This is a genomic window from Micromonospora sp. NPDC047620 (assembly GCF_043205005.1).
Lineage (GTDB): Bacteria > Actinomycetota > Actinomycetes > Mycobacteriales > Micromonosporaceae > Micromonospora.
Window position 1 is genome coordinate 15,332 of record NZ_JBIDDG010000008.1, and the last position, 15,479, is coordinate 30,810.

The window sequence follows — 15,479 nt, forward strand, 5'->3', positions numbered from 1 at the left end:
GCTGCGGTTCTCTCCGACGGGATTAGGGGACCGGATCCTGCGCGGCGGCTGGCCGTCGGGCGTCGGGCGGCTGGCCGCCGTGCAGGCGTTCGCGGCGCACGCGGACACCCTGGTCATCCGAAGCGGCGCCACGCGTCGTCGGCCACCGCGTCGACGCTGCGGCCCGCCGAGGCCAGGTCCGCTGCGGTGAACTGTTCCGGCTCACCCGCACGCCGGCGAACCGCTCGTCGCGCGAGATCGGCGTACGCGGGGAACAGTTCCGCGAGGTACTCGGCGGCGGCCGTCTTCGAGATGACGTCCTGGTGGGCCAGCGTGTAGTGCAGTCGTGCGGGGCCGAGCACGAACCAGCTGACGGTGTCGGCGTCCATGACCTGCTCGGGTGGCACGTCGGCCAACGCGGCCGGGATCGTCGCCGCCGTCGCCTTCCAGTACTCCCGCAGGTTGTCGAGGTTGTACCGGCGCAGTTGCTCCCGGTCGACCCGTATCCTCAGGTCCGCGACGGCCGGTCCACGCACCGGGATGCCGTACCGCTGCAACGTCAACCACAGCACCGGAGTGAGCTCGCCGCACGGCCGGTCGGGCGTGAACTGGCCATTCACCACGAACGGCACGATCCGGTTGTCGATCGGCCAGGCCTGCGCCAAGGCCGGCTCGAGATAGACGCCGTCCAGGCGCGGCGATCCCGGCATCTCGCTGTGGATCCTCGCGAGCTGGGTCAGATCGTCACCGGTGGCCGGCCGCGACGTCAGGATCACCGTGTCCACGTCACTGGCGCTCGGCTGCCAGGCACCGAGCGCGGCGGATCCGACGACGTAGAGGCCCCGCACATAGCCCGGCAGGTCATGATCGACCTTCGCCAGGTAGGCCCGTGTCAGATCCTGGATCATGCGGGCGACCGTAGCAGTGCCGCACGGAACTCGATCGCCTCGGCGTACGTCCGCTTCTGCCGGAGCCGGGGATACGACAGAACGCTGGGCCTGGCAATGCCGGTTCAATACCGTCCGTCGTAGTTGGGCGGCGGTTACCTGGCGCCGGGCACCCGATGCGGCTGTCGCCCCCTGAGGGATGGATGACCATGACCGAGCCGTTCTCGCGCGCCGAGCGGCGGGTGCGCATCGAAGACGTGGTGAGGCAGGGCGGGATGCTCAGCCAACCCGACCTGGTGGTACGGCAGGACGACGGCGGGGGCGACATCGCGCCGGCCGACACGCCGGGCCCCAAGGCGATCAGGGTCGACGGTTACCTCAAGATCGTGCAGAGCAACGGTTACGTCGCCCATGTCACGCTGCACCAGGACGGGCAGCAGGTGTGGGGCACCGCGAACCACTCGGGAAATGTCCGGTGCGACAACGTCACGGGCACCGTCGTGGGCGAGCAGCTCTCGATGACCATCCCGTGGGACAACGGCACCCGAGGCATCTACACCAGTCGTCTCCACCTGGAGGACGGGCCCTTCACGACCTTCGGCCAGGGCATCATGCGGGGCGACACGTACGACGAGCTTCACCCGGACGTGCGCGCCACCTGGGAGGTCCACGATCGGGTGTTCACCCGCCTGGACCACATGTAGTCGGGGCCCTCCGCGCCACTCGGCGCCGTCGGGTCGTCGCCGTGCCCGGCGCGGGCGACCGGGCACGCGCGGTTGCCGTGGTCCCGCTGTCGCCCGACCAGCCCACCTCGGCTCAGAACAGCGTCGACGGTCCGACCGGGGTCGGCTCGGGCAGCGGTTCGACCTCCGGCAGGCGCGCCCGGATCTCGTCGTGGAACCTGCGGGCGAGGTCGGGCGCCTCGGCGTTGTCCGGGGTGTGCAGGAACATGGTCGGGGAGCGGCCCTCGCGCAGCCAGCCGGTTACGACGTCGAGCCACGGCTGCCAGCCCTCGACCGTACGGGCGGGGTCGTCCCGGCCCAGGTACCGGACGATCGGCCGGTCGGTCAGCGCGCGGGTGCGTAGCGACGTACGTGGCTTCCTGGTCCACGCCTCCCGTTCCGCGTCGCTGGTCGGCGGCTGGCGGAAGAACGCGGTGGTGTCGAACGGAACCCACTCCGCGCCAACCGTGACGAGCGTGTCCTCCAGAATCCGCGCCGCCCGCGGGTCGTCGAAGAACGCGGGGTGGCGGACCTCCACGGCGTACCGGTGGGTGGTGGGCAACCCTCGCAGGAAGCGGGCGAGCGCCGGCACGTCGGCGGGGCCGAACGAGCCGGGCAACTGGATCCAGAGGGCGTGGGCCCGTGGGCCGAGGGGTTCGATCGCGTTCAGGAACACCCGGAGTTCCTCGTCGGCGCCGGTGAGCCGGCGTTCGTGCGTGACCGTCTTGGGCAGCTTGAGCACGAACCGGAAGTCGGGGTCGGTCTGCCGCGCCCACGACGCCACCGTCTCCCGGGCCGGGGTCGCGTAGAAGGTGGTGTTCCCCTCGACCGCGGTGCACCAGCCGGCGTACGCGCGCAGCCGCTCGTGGGCCGGCAGCGGATGCGCCAGGAAGCGTCCCTGCCAGGTCTTGTGCGTCCACATCGCGCACCCCACGTGCAGGCGCATCCGATCCTCCCACCGCTCGACGGCCAGCGCGGGCAGGCCCGCGCCCGGGTACGGTATCCGGCCGTGCGACCCGGCTCCGCGCACACCCGCCGGCTCTGCCTTCGGCCCGCGCCGGAGGTCGGGCCGTCCGCCCCCTCGCGTGTTCCCCGACCCGCCGTGGGCCGCCCCAGTCAGCGGCATGGGGCTGTCGGACGTCAGCGGCATGGGGGCTGTCGGCCGTCAGCGGCCGAGGAGTCGCACGCCGACGTAGGCGGTGGCGGCCACCAGGACCCAGCTCGCCAGTCCCAGTGCCAGGGTGCGGCCGCCGGTGCGCCGGAGGGTCGGCAGGTGGATGCCGGTGCCGAGCCCGAACAGCGCGGCGACGAGGAGCACGTGCTGCACGTGACGCGCGGCGTCCGTCAGCGGGTCCGGGACCAGTGGGGTGCTGGCGAGGCCGACCGCGACCAGGAACCCGACGACGAACAGCGGCACCGCGGGTGGCCGGCGGCCCGACCCGCCCGGTGCCCCTCCCGCGGCGCGGCGCGCGGTGACGGCCACCGCGGCCACGAGAGGCGCGAGGAGCGCGACCCGCGCCAGCTTCACCGTGACGGCGGTGGTGAGCGCACCGGGCACCTGGTTGGCGGTGGCCACCGTCTGCCCGACGTCGTGGACGCTGGCGCCGACCCATTCGCCGAACGCGACCGCGTCCAGGGCCAGCGGGCCGCGCAGCAGCGGCAGCAGGGCGATCGCGAGGGTGCCGCACAGTGTGACCAGCGCCACCGCGGCGGGGACGTCGTCGTCCTCGGTGTCCGTCACCTTCTCCATCGCCGCGATCGCGGAGGCACCGCAGATGGAGAAGCCGGTGGCGACCAGCAGCGAGCGGGCGCGGGACACGCCGAGCAGTCGTCCGAGCAGCCGGGTGCCGGCGAAGGTGACCGCGACGGTGCCCACCACCACGGCGAGGCCGGGGACACCGATCTGCGCCAGGTCGCCGAGGCTCAGTTGCAAACCGAGGAGCACCACCGCGAGCCGCAGCAGGGGTCCGGCGGCCACCCGGGTGCCGGCATGAAACACCGGGCGGTGCACGCCGAGATTGACCACGACCATCCCGAGCGCCACGGCGACCGTCGACGCGGGCACGGCCGGCAGCATGCGCGTGACGGCCAACGACACCGCGGTGGCCGCGGCGACCAGGAGCAGTCCGGGGACGGCGCGCGGCAGCCGGCGCGGTTCCGGCCCGGGTGGATGCGTTCGACCGTTCCCGCACCGACGGCCAGCGCCGCGTGCCGTGAGGGTGGATCTGCTCGGGTCTTCGTCGACCACCGTGCCTCCCGAAAAGTGAGATCCCCTTGACAGTGCAGCAGCGATGGTCGGGCCGGTAGGTGGCTCAGGGTGATGGGCTCATCAGGGCGGCTGATGGGCCGGCGTAGTGTTTGGGCGTGGAGTTGTCGCGGGTGCCGGATCTGGACGCGCTCGAGCTGTTGCTGCTGGTGGATGCCACCGGAAGCCTCGGCCGGGCGGCACAGGCACGGGGAATCGGGCAGCCGGCCGTCACGGCTCGGGTCCGCACCATGGAGCGACTCGTCGGTTTCCCCCTGGTCGAGCGAGGCCCTCGTGGATCCACGCTCACGCCGGAGGGGCGGCTGGTGGCTGACTGGGCACGCGACGTGTTGCAGGCGGCGGCGACACTCGACGCCGGCATCCGCTCGTTGCGCGCGGAGCGGGACGTACGGCTGCGGGTCGCGGCGAGTCTCACCGTGGCGGAGCACCTGTTGCCGACGTGGCTCGTCCGGCTCGCCGCGCAGCGGCCGCAGACCGCCGTCAGCCTGCACGCGATGAACTCCACCGACGTCGCACGGGCCGTCGGCGACGGCACGGCGGACCTCGGCTTCGTGGAGGGGCCGCGCGTGCCCACCGGGCTGGACTCGCGCATCGTCGCCCGCGACGAACTCACCGTCGTGACGCACCCCCGCCACCCGTGGGCGCGGCGGCGCCGGCCGGTCGACGCCGCCGAACTCGCCGCGACCCGACTGGTGCAGCGGGAGCCCACCTCCGGCACCCGGCATGCCCTGGAGACGGCCCTGCGTAGCCACGCGCCGCTCGCTCCGCCACTGCTGGAGCTGTCCACCACGAGCGCGATGCGCGCGGCGGTCGCCGCCGGCGCCGGCCCCGCCGTCCTGAGCAACCTGGCCATCGACGACGAGGTGGCCGCCGGACGTCTCGTCCGGGTCCCGGTGACCGGCGTGGATCTCAGCCGGCCGCTCCGCGCGGTCTGGCCGGCCGGTCAGCGACCTACCGGACCGGCCCGGGACCTGCTCGCCATCGCGGCTCGACGCGGTCGAGGGCCCGGCTGATCCGGCACGGGCGCATCGGGGACGCGGGCCACGGCCGGCCACCCCCGCGGGACGCAGAGGGCCCGGGTCACGTCCTCGGTGACCCGGGCCCTCTGCACATCAGGCGATGTCGTACCGGTCCAGGTTCATGACCTTGACCCACGCCGCGACGAAGTCGGCCACGAACTTGTCGTGCGCGTCCTGGCTGGCGTAGACCTCCGCGAGTGCCCGGAGCTGGGAGTTGGAGCCAAAGATGAGGTCGACCGCGGTGGCGGTCCACCTCACCTCATCGGTGGCCAGGTCCCGGATCTCGTACACGTGCTCGTCGGACTCCGACGCCTTCCACCGGGTGCCCGGGGAGAGCAGGTTGGTGAAGAAGTCGTTGGTGAGCACGCCGGGCTGGTCGGTGAGGACGCCATGCTGCGTGCCGCCGACGTTGGCCCCGAGGGAGCGCAGGCCGCCGATGAGGACGGTCATCTCGGGCGCGGTCAGGTTGAGCATGTAGGCACGGTCGAGGAGCAGGACCTCCGGCTGGGTCTTCTCGCCGGGGCGCAGGTAGTTGCGGAACCCGTCGGCGCGCGGCTCGAGGACCCGGAACGACTCGACATCGGTCTGCTCGGCAGTGGCGTCGGTGCGGCCCGGGTGGAACGGCACGGTCACCTCGACGCTGGCGTCGCGCGCCGCCTTCTCGACGGCAGCCGAGCCGGCCAGCACGATGAGGTCCGCGAGCGAGATCTTCGCGCCGCCGGCCTCGTTGAACTCGCGCTGGATGCCCTCGAGGGTCTCGAGGACCGTCGCGAGCTGCTCCGGCTGGTTGACCGCCCAGCTGCGCTGCGGCTCGAGACGGATCCGTGCGCCGTTGGCGCCGCCGCGCTTGTCGGTGGACCGGAAGCTGGCGGCTGAGGCCCAGGCGGTCGAGACCAGCTGGGCGGTCGTGAGGCCGGACTCCAGGACCTTCGCCTTGAGGGCGGAGACGTCGGCGTCACCCACGAGCTCGTGGTCGACGGCCGGCACCGGATCCTGCCACAGCTGCGCCTCGGGGACCCACGGTCCGAGGAAGCGGCTGACCGGACCCATGTCGCGGTGCAGCAGCTTGTACCAGGCCTTGGCGAACGCCAGCGCGAACTCGTCGGGGCTCTCCAGGAAGCGGCGCGAGATCTTCTCGTACGTCGGGTCGACGCGCAGCGACAGGTCGGTGGTGAGCATCGTCGGCTTGTGTTTCTTCGACGGGTCGTGGGCGTCTGGAATGATCGCCTCGGCGTCCTTGGCGACCCACTGCTTCGCGCCGCCGGGGCTCGTGGTGAGCTCCCACTCGTAGCCGAAGAGGATCTCGAAGAAACGGTTGCTCCACTGCGTCGGCCGGTCGGTCCACGTCACCTCGAGACCGCTGGTGATCATGTCCGCGCCCCTGCCGCTGCCGTAGGTGCTCAGCCAGCCCAGGCCCTGCGCCTCCAGCGGGGCGGCCTCGGGCTCGGGACCCACGTGGTCGTCGGCGACGCCGGCGCCGTGGGTCTTGCCGAAGGTGTGGCCACCGGCGATGAGGGCGACGGTCTCCTCGTCGTTCATCGCCATCCGGGCGAACGTCTCCCGGATGAAATGCGCCGCCGCAGCCGGGTCCGCGTTGCCGCGGGGGCCCTCCGGGTTGACGTAGATGAGCCCCATCTCGGTCGCCCCGACGCCGGCCGCCATCTCCTTCTCGGAGACGTAGCGTTCGTCGCCGAGCCATGCGTCCTCCGGACCCCAGAAGATCTCCTCGGGCTCCCAGACGTCCTCCCGACCGAAGCCGAATCCGAAGGTCTTGAAGCCCATCGACTCCAGGGCGACGTTGCCGGCGAGCACGAGCAGGTCGGCCCACGAGATCTTCTGGCCGTACTTCTGCTTGACCGGCCACAGCAGCCGGCGGGCCTTGTCGAGGTTGGCGTTGTCCGGCCAGCTGTTGAGCGGAGCGAACCGCTGACCACCGTCGCCGGCGCCACCGCGACCGTCGTGGATGCGGTAGGTGCCCGCGGCGTGCCAACTCATCCGGATCATCAGGCCGCCGTAGTGGCCGAAGTCGGCCGGCCACCATTCCTGCGAGGTGGTGAGGACCTTGATGATGTCCTGCTTGAGGGCCTCGACGTCGAGCTTGGCGAACTCCTTGGCGTAGCTGAAGCTCTCGCCCAACGGGTTGCCCTTGGACGAGTGGGCACGCAACACCGAGAGGTCGAGCTGGTTGGGCCACCAGTCCCGGTTGGTGCGCGGACGACCCCCGGTCTTCGGGGCCGGCGAGTCGATCGCCGGGTTCTCGCTCTCACTTCCGTGCGCGGTCACGGAGTCGTGCGCGACCGGGCAGCCGGCCGCCGCCTTTTTGTCCACGCCCTGCGCGCTGGAGGGGCCGTTGTCCTGGTTGTCGCTCATCTGCTTCCTTCCGAACTGGCGAATCACTGGGAGATGCGTTCGGTCGCACAGTCGGGGCAGGTGCCCCAGTAGACGACCTCCGCCTCGTCGACTGTGAAGCCCTGGTCGTCGGAGGCGGTGAGACAGGGAGCGTGGCCGACAGCGCAGTCGACGTCGGCGATCGCGCCGCAGGAGCGGCACACGACATGGTGGTGGTTGTCCCCCACCCGGGACTCGTACCGGGCGGTCGCACCGGCAGGCTGGATGCGCCGCACCAGACCGGCGTCGGTGAGCGCGCGCAGCACGTCGTACACCGCCTGGTGGGAGACCGTGGGCTGATCCGCCCGTACCAGGGCGATCACCGTGTCAGTGTCGACGTGCGGATGGTCGCGCAGCGCTGCGAGCACCGCCAACCGGGGCCGCGTCACGCGCAACGAGACCGCCCGCAGCTGAGTCTCGAAGTCGGACGTCATGTGATGAACATAGTCCATTCTTTTGGAATGAATCTAGTTTTGCTCGGCTCAACCCGCACACCTTGGACGCAGACCTGGTCGCCCAGCTGACAGAGCCGGCCCGGGTGGCCAGCTTGCAGCTGACCGGCGATGGCGGGCTGCTGCAGCAGCTCACGAAGCGGATCCTGGAATCAGCGCTCGGGGGTGAGATTTCCGACCACTGGGCCATGACAAGGGCGACCCGGCAGGAAAGGACAGCGGCGGTGGCACTAGCGGGTCGCGCGTGGCCCGGTGGACCCTCCCCGTCGCTGGTGTGCCCGCTGCGGTGGTGCCGTGTCCTGTCCCGACGGGCTCGGGCGTTCGACGCGGGTGGGGTTGCCGCGGACGAGTTCGTCGTGGATGCGCCAGCGGGCGGCGGTGGCGACGCTTCGCGCTGTCTCGTCGCCGTGCTCGACGCGTTGTCGCAGCAGTTGGACGGCGATGCGGCGGTTGAGACTGAACTGCCGCTCGGTGTCGACCACGACGACGAGGCCCGTGGGGCGGTGGGTCGCCCGTACCGCCGTGCTCGCCTTGTTCCGGTGCTGACCGCCGGGGCCGCCGGTACGGCAGGCGACGATATCGACGTCCGCCTCCGTGAACGTCGTGGTCGGAGTGTCGACCTGGCACGGTCGGGCGGTGACGTACCAGTTCTTCCGGCCGGTGCTCGCCCGGTAGGGGCTGGGCGCCTGCCAGCACAGGGTCCCGGTCCACGAGGCGGCGAACGCCTCGGCGCCGGCACCGGAGATCCGGATCAGCACCGACCGGTAGGTGTCGGGCCGGTCACCGGGCACGATCTGCACCCGCTGGGTCGGCAGACCGTGCTGGGTGGCGTCGGCCTCCAGGCGACGCAGCAGCCGGGCCAGCGCCCAGGCGCACTCCTGCGGGCCGCGCCCGGCGGAGACGAGCAGGTGGACGCTCATGGCCGGCCCCGCTTGCGGCGGTTGTCCCGGCGGTCCGGCCGGGAGGTGGGCCCGACGTCGGGTGTCTTGTAGGTGACCAGCGGGACCGTGGTGGCCACGGGGGTGGCCAGGTCGTGGTCGACGAGGTCGCTGACGACCTGCTCGATGCGCTTGTAGGCCGTCGGTGCCTCCTCGAAGAGCAACTGGCGGTCGCCGCACACCACCAGCGACCCGACCGGGGTGCGGCGCAGTTCCTCGACGGTGTGCTTGGCGCGGCCCCGGCGTAGGGCGTCGGCGCGGGACATCTTGCGACCCGCGCCGTGCGCCACGGAATGGTTGGCCTCCGGGCCGGCGTGGCCGGCGACGAGGTAGGAGGGGGTGCCTCGCGTGCCGGCGATGAGCACGTCGCGGCCGTCACCCGGCGCCGCGCCCTTACGGTGCAGGTAGATCCCGTCGCGGACCTCGACCAGGTTGTGGCACTGGTCGACGATCGGCTCGGTGGGCTCGGCCCCCAGCGCGTGGGCGACCCGGGCGGCCAGCAGCCGCCGGTTGAGCGATCCCCAGCGTACGGCGTCGTCGTGCATGGCCAGGTAGGCGGCGGCGTCAGGGGCGGGGCCCGCGCCGTGGACCTCGGTGTGCGCCCGCAGGATCCGCTCGCCCAGCCCTCGGGAACCGCTGTGGACGATGAGCACGAGGTCGCCGGCGGTCAGCCCGAGACGGCTCGCGTGGCCCGGCTCGAAGACGGTGTCGATCCGCGACAGCTCGACGAAGTGGTTACCCCGGCCGACCGTGCCGAGGCCCTCGACGTGACCGGCGGGAACGTCCTCCTCCACGACGGCCCAGGCCGGGTCGTCGGCGTCCTGCTCGGGGTCCAGCGCGCGGTCGAGGTCGGGAAACCGGGCGGCGAGCCTCTCGGGTACGGGGCGCTTGATCCTGATGGGAAACACGGCGATGCCGCAACCGATGTCGGAGCCCACCAGGAACGGGTACAGCACGGTCGACGCCATGGCGGCGCCGATCGGGGCGCCCTTGCCCGGGTGCAGGTCCGGCATGGCGGCGACGTGGATCATGCCGTCGAGGGCGGCCACCTGCTGGCACTGCGCCAGAGCGTCGGACTCGATCCAGCTCGTGGGGGAGGCGAAGACGGTGACGGTGGCGGGGGCAGCGTTGGGCTGCGGCAGGGACTCCCGCCGCGAATGGTGTGGAGACAAAGACGCTCGCTTTTCGCTGAAAGGGGACGGGCGGACGGCACGACGGCACCGGTCGGTGCCGTGAGGCCGGGGAGCAACGGGGGTGCTGTCCGTCAGAACGTCATGGGTCCCACCATCCCGGAGCGCGGCGTGGGCGGCAAGCGACTTTCGGCGGCGCTGGCGGTGTTCCGATGAATGCCGTGCCCGACCGCCGACCGGGCTGCCGGCAGACCGGTACCCTGCCCCGGTGACGCGCGAGCGGGAGATCACCGAACCGGTCGACCTGTGCCTGCCCGACGGGCGGCTCAACCCGGCGGCGGTCGGCTGGAGCCGCAGACCGCTGCACCGGGCCAACCTGCGCGGCTGGGGACGGACCAAGCGGTGGGAGTACTGGGGAGTCGTCACCCCCACGCACATCGTCGGCCTCGTCGCGTCGTCGCTGGACTACGCGGGCGTGCACAGCGTCTACGTCCTCGACCGCCGCACCGGCATCGAGACCAACAAGGAGGTGGTGGTCCCGTTCGCCCGCCGCGTGCTGTTCCCGACGGCCAGCGGCGCAGGCCGGGTACGCGCCGCCGGCGGCGGCCTGTCGATCGACATCGACCAGCGCCCGGACGGCAGCACGATCCGCGCCACCGCGCCCGGTGTCCAGGTCGACCTGGAGGCGCCGCTGCCCGCGGAACACGAATCGCTCGGCGTCGTGGTGCCGTGGGACACCCGCCGGTTCCAGTACACCGTCAAGGACCTCGGCCGGCCCGTGCGCGGCACTCTGCGGGTGGGCGACACGGCGTACCCGATCAGCGCGAAGGACTCGTTCGCCGTGCTCGACCACGGACGTGGCCGATGGCCGTACGCCATCCGGTGGAACTGGGCGGCGGGCAGCGGTCCCGGCCGATCCATCCAACTGGGCGGCCGATGGACCGACGGCACCGGCTCCACCGAGAACGCGCTGTTCGTCGACGGGCGGCTGCACAAGATCGGCGCCGACCTGACCTGGCGCTACGACCCCACCGACTGGCTACGGCCCTGGCGGATCACCGGGGACCGGGTGAACGTGGAGTTCCACCCGTTCCACGAGCGGGTCGCCCGCACCAACCTTGGCGTGCTGGCCAACGAGACCCACCAGTGCTTCGGGCACTTCACCGGCTGGGCGCAGACCGACGACGGCGAGCGCACGGACCTCGACGGCCTCGTCGGCTGGGCGGAGGAAGCACGCAACCGCTGGTAGTCCGACGCGGACCGGCGCCGGCGGGTCCGTCGGTCGTCACCCCGCCCGGTCCCGCCGGTCCGCCCGTCCGCCCGCCGGCCCTTTCGGTGGCCGGCCTGTCCGCCCGCCGGCCCTTCCGGTGGCCGGCCCGGCGTGTGGCGAGCCACTGTCGGCCGGACGGCGTGCGGCAATGAGAGGATTGCCGGTGATGCGACGCAGTAAGGGAACCGCGCGGAGGCTGCCGCGCGCGGTGGGAACGGCCGTCATCGTCGCCGTCTTGGCGGCGCCGGGCGCAGCGGTGGCGAACCCGTCGCCCACTCCGGTCCGGGGGACGCCGTTGTGCGAGGTGCGTGACGACCGGCTGACCGAGATCTCCGGCCTGGCCGCCACGGATGACGGGTACGTCGTGGTCAACGACGGCGCGGACGACGAGGCCCGCCGGCGGATCTTCTTCCTCGATCATGAGTGCGCCGTCAAGCGGACGGTGCCGTATCCGTCGCGGCCCCGCGACACCGAGGATCTCGCCGTCGGCGTGGACGGCACGGTCTGGGTGGCGGACATCGGCGACAACGACCGCTCCCGGCAGACGGTTGCGGTGTGGAAGCTGCCGCCGGGCGCCGACCGTCCGGTGCTGTACCGCATGGCGTATCCGGACGGCCCGCACGACGCCGAGGCCATGCTCGTGACCGGCGACGGCCGGCCGGTGATCGTGACCAAGTACTCGGCCAACCTGTACGCCCCGAGCGGCCCACTGCGACCGGGCACGACCGTGCCACTGGCGAAGGTGGGACAGGTCCGGTTGCCGGCCTCCACGACGAGCAACCCGTTCTCGGTGCTCGGCCGGACGGCGGTCACCGGCGCCGCCACCGCGGCGGACGGGCGCAGGACAGTGCTGCGCACCTATGCCGACGCGTACGAGTTCGACGTCGCCGACGGCGACGTGGTCACCGCGCTGACCAGCGGGACCCCACGGATCACCCCGCTGCCCGACGAGCCGCAGGGTGAGTCGATCACCTACAGCCGCGACGGGCGGTCCCTGCTCACCGTGTCCGAGACCGCCGGCCAGCCACCGGGAACAAGGGCCGACCTCCTCCGCTACTCCCTGACCGTGGCCGACCCATCGACAGCGCCGGTCGCCACCCCCGCGCCGACCGTCCGCGCCGCAGACGACGACGGGGCGGAGCACACAGACGACGTGGCCACGTCCGTGTTGGCGGCCGGAGCACTCGGGCTGGTTCTGGTCGTCGTGGCAGGGGTTGCGGTGGCCCGGTCTCGGCGGGGCGGGTCGCGCTAGGACTCGGGGCCGCTGCGGACCATCCGCGCCGCCCGCGCCGCTACCGAGGACCTCCCGGCATGTGCCGGCCGAGTGCCGGGCCGAGCGGACAGTTGGTCCGGCCCCGTGCGGGACCGCGCGCTCCGCCGGGGTCGGGTGCGAAGCCGTCGGTGCGCGGGCCGCCAGCCGAGACGGCGGATGCCGGAGGTCATCCGGCATCCGCCGGCCGCTTCATCGCCTCTGTGCCCTGGGGTGCTGCCGCCGGGGTCGGCGACGGCCTCCTGCGAACCCACCGCACCACCGAACGCCGACATCGAATGATTCTGCCTGGACGTATATCCTGCCGACCGATATATTGTGGCCATGGCGACTCGACCGATGACCGAGGCGGCGTTCTTCGTCCTGACAGCGCTGGCCGGTGCGCCGTGCCATGGCTACGGGATCGTCAGCGAGGTGCAGGAGCTGTCACAGGGGCGGGTGCACCTGAAGGTGGGCACGCTCTACGGCGTGCTCGACCGGCTCGTCGCCGACGGTCTGGTGGAACTGGACCGCGAGGAGGTACAGCAGGGTCGGCTTCGGCGTTACTACCGGCTGACCGACTCCGGCGGGCGAGCGCTGGCGGAGGAGGCTGACCGCCAGGTGGCCAATGCTCGTGCGGCCACCGAGCGACTCGGTGTGTGGCGGCCCGCCGCTGACGGCGGTGCGGCATGACGAGCCGCCTGGAGCAGCGATACCGACAGGTGCTGATGCTTCTGCCGGCCTCCTATCGGCGCAGGTGGGAAGACGACATGGTCCGCACGTTCCTGGAGTGCGTCGGCGCCGAGGAAGACACCGAGGACGCCGCGTACCTCCGGGACCACGGCCGGCCGGACAGACGAGAGGTCCTCAGCGTCCTGGCGCTGGCCGCGCGGCTTCGGCTCGGTGGCGTCGGCGCCGAGCCGAGGTCGCGGCTCTGGGGCGATGCGATCCGGGCGGTGGCGCTGCTCGGCCTGCTCTTCCACGCCGTCATGGCGGCGATGGAAATCGGCGTCATGCCCTGGCTCGCCGGCGAGTTTCCGCCCCTGCCGACGCCGCCCACCGAGCCGCCATTCGGCCTGCCGGGTGAGGCGTGGCGCCTGGCGTTCAATTCCGTTGGTCTGTTCGCGATCGCCGCGTTCGTCGCGCTCGCGGTGAATCAGCCCAGGCCGGCCCGCTGGCTGGCGGTGGTGCCCCTCGTCACGGACTGGGTCGCCAGGACCTACGAGGCGGTGTCCCTGCCTGGCGGCACGCCCCCCGGCAGCTGGCTCATGGTGCTCGTCAACACCGGCCTGGTGCTGGCCTTGGTGGCGTTCCATCGGGAGGCTCCGCCCGTGCACACCCGGGCCTGGATCGGCGCCTTCGTCGCCGGTGTCCTCCTGAGCCCCCTGTACGTCATCGGGATGTGGACCCTTCCCGTGGCGCCGGACCTGCGATTCGCCGCGCTGGACTGGTCGGGCCTGTACGCGTTGTCGCTGTCCGCAGCGGGCGTCGCCTACCTCGTCCTGCACGCGTCGGCAGTGGCCCGGGCGGCCCACTGGCCGCTGACACTCCTGTTCCTGGGGCTTGCCGTCCTCGCGCTGCGCGGCGTGTCCATCGCCGACTACGTCGTGCAGGACGGCGCATCTGCCGGCGTGATAGCGGTCTGCGCCGCCGAGGCACTGATCCTGCTGGTGGTGTGCGTGCCGCTGGCGGTGCTCGCGCAGCGGGCGACCCGGGAACTCCCCATGAATCCCGCCGACGTGACGGGATGACGTGACACGGGTCGTCACATGGCCGGCGACCCCTGAGTGGTGCGAAAGGAGACCCGCTCATGTCGGAAACTGACACGCCGCGCAGGACGCCGGATCCCGGCGGTGCGGAGAAGTACCGGCGGTTGCCGGCACGCGTGAGCCTCGACCAGGTCGTGACCACCCAGGCCGCGACCCCGGCCGGCCTGCTGTGGCTGGCCACCCTGGGCGACACCGGGGGCTGTGACGGCGGCGACGGCGACGGCGACTGAGGCGGGGTTCACCCACACCGCGGCCCGACCCCCGCACCTCCTCGCGGATCGCACCCGCGGTGCCCGCCCGGCCAGAGCAGCCGGAGCCACCTCGCGGCGGGTGACGGTGGCCGGCGGGCGATCGTTGACACGATCGCCGCGCCGTGCCGCCGACGATCGACGCCGGCCTGTTTGACCTGGCCCCAGGGGCTGGGGACAAACTCCCGGCATGACACGGTGGTTGACGAGCGGTGAGTTCCTGAATCGGTCACGACTGAGCACGAAGGCGTTGCGCCTCTACGAGGAGCGGCAACTGCTGCGCCCGGCTCACGTCGACGCCCGGACCGGCTACCGGTACTACGGTGACGCGGAACTCGACCGGGCTCGCCGCATCACCCTGCTGCGCGCGATCGGCATGCCGATGGCGGACATCGCCGAGGTGCTCAGCCTTCCCGGCCCCCAGGCGGTCGGCAGGGTGGAGTCGTACTGGCGGGACGCCGAGGCAGCGCACCACGCCCGTCGGCCGCTGCTGCGCCACCTGCTGGATCTCCTCGACGATCGAGCAGCCCCAGGGGCCGCGTCCGAGGTGCGGTGTCGCGACGTGCCCACACAGAAGCTGATCTTCATCCAGCGGCACGTGACCGCCGATCGCCTTCCGTTCTTCCTGCCCGAAGCGACACGCCTGCTGTTCGACCACCTGACCGCCGCCGGCGGCACGCTGTCCGGGCCAGTGTTCGTCGCCTACCACGGCCTGGTCACCGAGGACTCCGACGGGCCCGTCGAGGTGTGTGCCCCGACGGGTGACCCGGTGGAGCCCGAGGGGCCGGTGGGGGTCCGGATCGAACGAGCCCACCGGCAGGCGTACGTGTCGCTGACCAGGGCGGAGGCGGTCTACCCGGCGATCCTGCAGGCGTACGACGCGCTGGGTACGTGGCTCCGAGAGCACGACCAGCGGCTGAGTGCGTCCGCGCGGGAGGTCTACTACCAGAACTGGGCCACCGCCGCCGACGCCGAACCGTGCGTCGATGTCGCCTTCCCCTGTGCACCGGCAACGCCCGGGTAGGCCGCGACGGGCGGGCCCTGCCTGCCGGAGATCGGCCGCTCCCGGACGGCCGCCGTCCGCGCCTACCGAGCGAGGCCGGGCTCGACGGTGAGCAGCGCCGCGAGCCGACGCGGGATCGCCGGTCGCTTCGACATGCCC

The 15,479-nt window shown here is 72.2% G+C and carries 15 protein-coding genes; 8 read left to right on the top strand and 7 right to left on the bottom strand.

Going from position 1 to position 15,479, the window contains the following annotated elements:
• Nucleotides 1-113: 113 nt before the first annotated feature.
• A complete protein-coding gene (locus tag ACGF5C_RS11505; RefSeq protein WP_393299886.1) occupies nt 114-887 on the bottom strand; it encodes an aminoglycoside adenylyltransferase domain-containing protein in 774 nt (257 codons plus the stop codon).
• 188 nt (nt 888-1,075) lie between these two features.
• Between ACGF5C_RS11505 and ACGF5C_RS11510 the strand changes: the two genes are divergently transcribed.
• On the top strand, nt 1,076-1,570 hold the full coding sequence (locus tag ACGF5C_RS11510) for a hypothetical protein (RefSeq protein WP_393299889.1): 495 nt from the start codon (nt 1,076-1,078) through the stop codon (nt 1,568-1,570).
• Between the two features lie 112 nt (nt 1,571-1,682).
• Here the strand turns inward: ACGF5C_RS11510 and ACGF5C_RS11515 are convergent, their stop codons facing one another.
• Together ACGF5C_RS11515 and ACGF5C_RS11520 are read right to left on the bottom strand one after the other, a co-directional pair.
• Nucleotides 1,683-2,510: a DUF72 domain-containing protein gene (locus tag ACGF5C_RS11515; protein ID WP_393300455.1), complete on the bottom strand. Its 828-nt coding sequence runs from the start codon at nt 2,508-2,510 to the stop codon at nt 1,683-1,685.
• Nucleotides 2,511-2,753: 243 nt separating this feature from the next.
• Nucleotides 2,754-3,836 (bottom strand): YeiH family protein, encoded by a 1,083-nt coding sequence (locus ACGF5C_RS11520; protein WP_393299892.1) that lies wholly within the window; start codon nt 3,834-3,836, stop codon nt 2,754-2,756.
• Nucleotides 3,837-3,952: 116 nt separating this feature from the next.
• Between ACGF5C_RS11520 and ACGF5C_RS11525 the strand changes: the two genes are divergently transcribed.
• Entirely contained in the window at nt 3,953-4,867 is a 915-nt protein-coding gene (locus ACGF5C_RS11525; protein WP_363705475.1) for a LysR family transcriptional regulator, read from the top strand.
• Nucleotides 4,868-4,966: 99 nt separating this feature from the next.
• On the opposite strand, the gene katG is transcribed toward ACGF5C_RS11525, so the two are convergent.
• The 4 genes from katG to ACGF5C_RS11545 all read right to left on the bottom strand — a co-directional run bounded on the left by katG (nt 4,967) and on the right by ACGF5C_RS11545 (nt 9,823).
• A complete protein-coding gene (katG, locus tag ACGF5C_RS11530; protein WP_393299897.1) occupies nt 4,967-7,243 on the bottom strand; it encodes a catalase/peroxidase HPI in 2,277 nt (758 codons plus the stop codon).
• 23 nt (nt 7,244-7,266) lie between these two features.
• Entirely contained in the window at nt 7,267-7,695 is a 429-nt protein-coding gene (locus tag ACGF5C_RS11535) for a Fur family transcriptional regulator (protein WP_393299900.1), read from the bottom strand.
• A 248-nt stretch (nt 7,696-7,943) separates the two neighbouring features.
• Nucleotides 7,944-8,633, bottom strand: coding sequence for a peptide chain release factor H (prfH, locus tag ACGF5C_RS11540; protein ID WP_393299903.1), 690 nt, complete (start codon nt 8,631-8,633; stop codon nt 7,944-7,946).
• On the bottom strand, nt 8,630-9,823 hold the full coding sequence (locus ACGF5C_RS11545; protein WP_393299906.1) for an RNA ligase RtcB family protein: 1,194 nt from the start codon (nt 9,821-9,823) through the stop codon (nt 8,630-8,632). The genes prfH and ACGF5C_RS11545 overlap by 4 nt, the downstream gene beginning before the upstream one ends.
• Before the next feature lie 226 nt (nt 9,824-10,049).
• Between ACGF5C_RS11545 and ACGF5C_RS11550 the strand changes: the two genes are divergently transcribed.
• The 6 genes from ACGF5C_RS11550 to ACGF5C_RS11575 all read left to right on the top strand — a co-directional run bounded on the left by ACGF5C_RS11550 (nt 10,050) and on the right by ACGF5C_RS11575 (nt 15,341).
• Nucleotides 10,050-11,030 carry a DUF2804 domain-containing protein gene (locus ACGF5C_RS11550; RefSeq protein ID WP_393299909.1) on the top strand — a complete coding sequence of 327 codons (981 nt, stop codon included), beginning with the start codon at nt 10,050-10,052 and terminating at the stop codon, nt 11,028-11,030.
• A gap of 187 nt (nt 11,031-11,217) precedes the next feature.
• Nucleotides 11,218-12,303, top strand: coding sequence for a hypothetical protein (locus ACGF5C_RS11555; RefSeq protein ID WP_393299912.1), 1,086 nt, complete (start codon nt 11,218-11,220; stop codon nt 12,301-12,303).
• A 357-nt stretch (nt 12,304-12,660) separates the two neighbouring features.
• Nucleotides 12,661-12,993 (top strand): PadR family transcriptional regulator, encoded by a 333-nt coding sequence (locus tag ACGF5C_RS11560; RefSeq protein WP_393299915.1) that lies wholly within the window; start codon nt 12,661-12,663, stop codon nt 12,991-12,993.
• Between the two features lie 77 nt (nt 12,994-13,070).
• Nucleotides 13,071-14,051: a hypothetical protein gene (locus tag ACGF5C_RS11565; RefSeq protein ID WP_393299918.1), complete on the top strand. Its 981-nt coding sequence runs from the start codon at nt 13,071-13,073 to the stop codon at nt 14,049-14,051.
• A gap of 59 nt (nt 14,052-14,110) precedes the next feature.
• Nucleotides 14,111-14,299 (top strand): hypothetical protein, encoded by a 189-nt coding sequence (locus ACGF5C_RS11570; RefSeq protein WP_393299921.1) that lies wholly within the window; start codon nt 14,111-14,113, stop codon nt 14,297-14,299.
• Nucleotides 14,300-14,507: 208 nt separating this feature from the next.
• Nucleotides 14,508-15,341, top strand: coding sequence for a MerR family transcriptional regulator (locus ACGF5C_RS11575; protein ID WP_393299924.1), 834 nt, complete (start codon nt 14,508-14,510; stop codon nt 15,339-15,341).
• Nucleotides 15,342-15,479 lie beyond the last annotated feature (138 nt).

Excerpts from the sequence above, each read along its gene's own strand:
- katG (WP_393299897.1), bottom strand. The coding sequence starts at position 7,243 with ATGAGCGACAACCAGGACAACGGCCCCTCCAGCGCGCAGGGCGTGGAC.
- ACGF5C_RS11515 (WP_393300455.1), bottom strand. The coding sequence starts at position 2,510 with ATGTGGACGCACAAGACCTGGCAGGGACGCTTCCTGGCGCATCCGCTG.
- ACGF5C_RS11570 (WP_393299921.1), top strand. The coding sequence starts at position 14,111 with ATGTCGGAAACTGACACGCCGCGCAGGACGCCGGATCCCGGCGGTGCG.
- ACGF5C_RS11555 (WP_393299912.1), top strand. The coding sequence starts at position 11,218 with ATGCGACGCAGTAAGGGAACCGCGCGGAGGCTGCCGCGCGCGGTGGGA.
- ACGF5C_RS11560 (WP_393299915.1), top strand. The coding sequence starts at position 12,661 with ATGACCGAGGCGGCGTTCTTCGTCCTGACAGCGCTGGCCGGTGCGCCG.
- prfH (WP_393299903.1), bottom strand. The coding sequence starts at position 8,633 with ATGAGCGTCCACCTGCTCGTCTCCGCCGGGCGCGGCCCGCAGGAGTGC.
- ACGF5C_RS11510 (WP_393299889.1), top strand. The coding sequence starts at position 1,076 with ATGACCGAGCCGTTCTCGCGCGCCGAGCGGCGGGTGCGCATCGAAGAC.
- ACGF5C_RS11535 (WP_393299900.1), bottom strand. The coding sequence starts at position 7,695 with ATGACGTCCGACTTCGAGACTCAGCTGCGGGCGGTCTCGTTGCGCGTG.
- ACGF5C_RS11505 (WP_393299886.1), bottom strand. The coding sequence starts at position 887 with ATGATCCAGGATCTGACACGGGCCTACCTGGCGAAGGTCGATCATGAC.
- ACGF5C_RS11575 (WP_393299924.1), top strand. The coding sequence starts at position 14,508 with ATGACACGGTGGTTGACGAGCGGTGAGTTCCTGAATCGGTCACGACTG.
- ACGF5C_RS11565 (WP_393299918.1), top strand. The coding sequence starts at position 13,071 with ATGGTCCGCACGTTCCTGGAGTGCGTCGGCGCCGAGGAAGACACCGAG.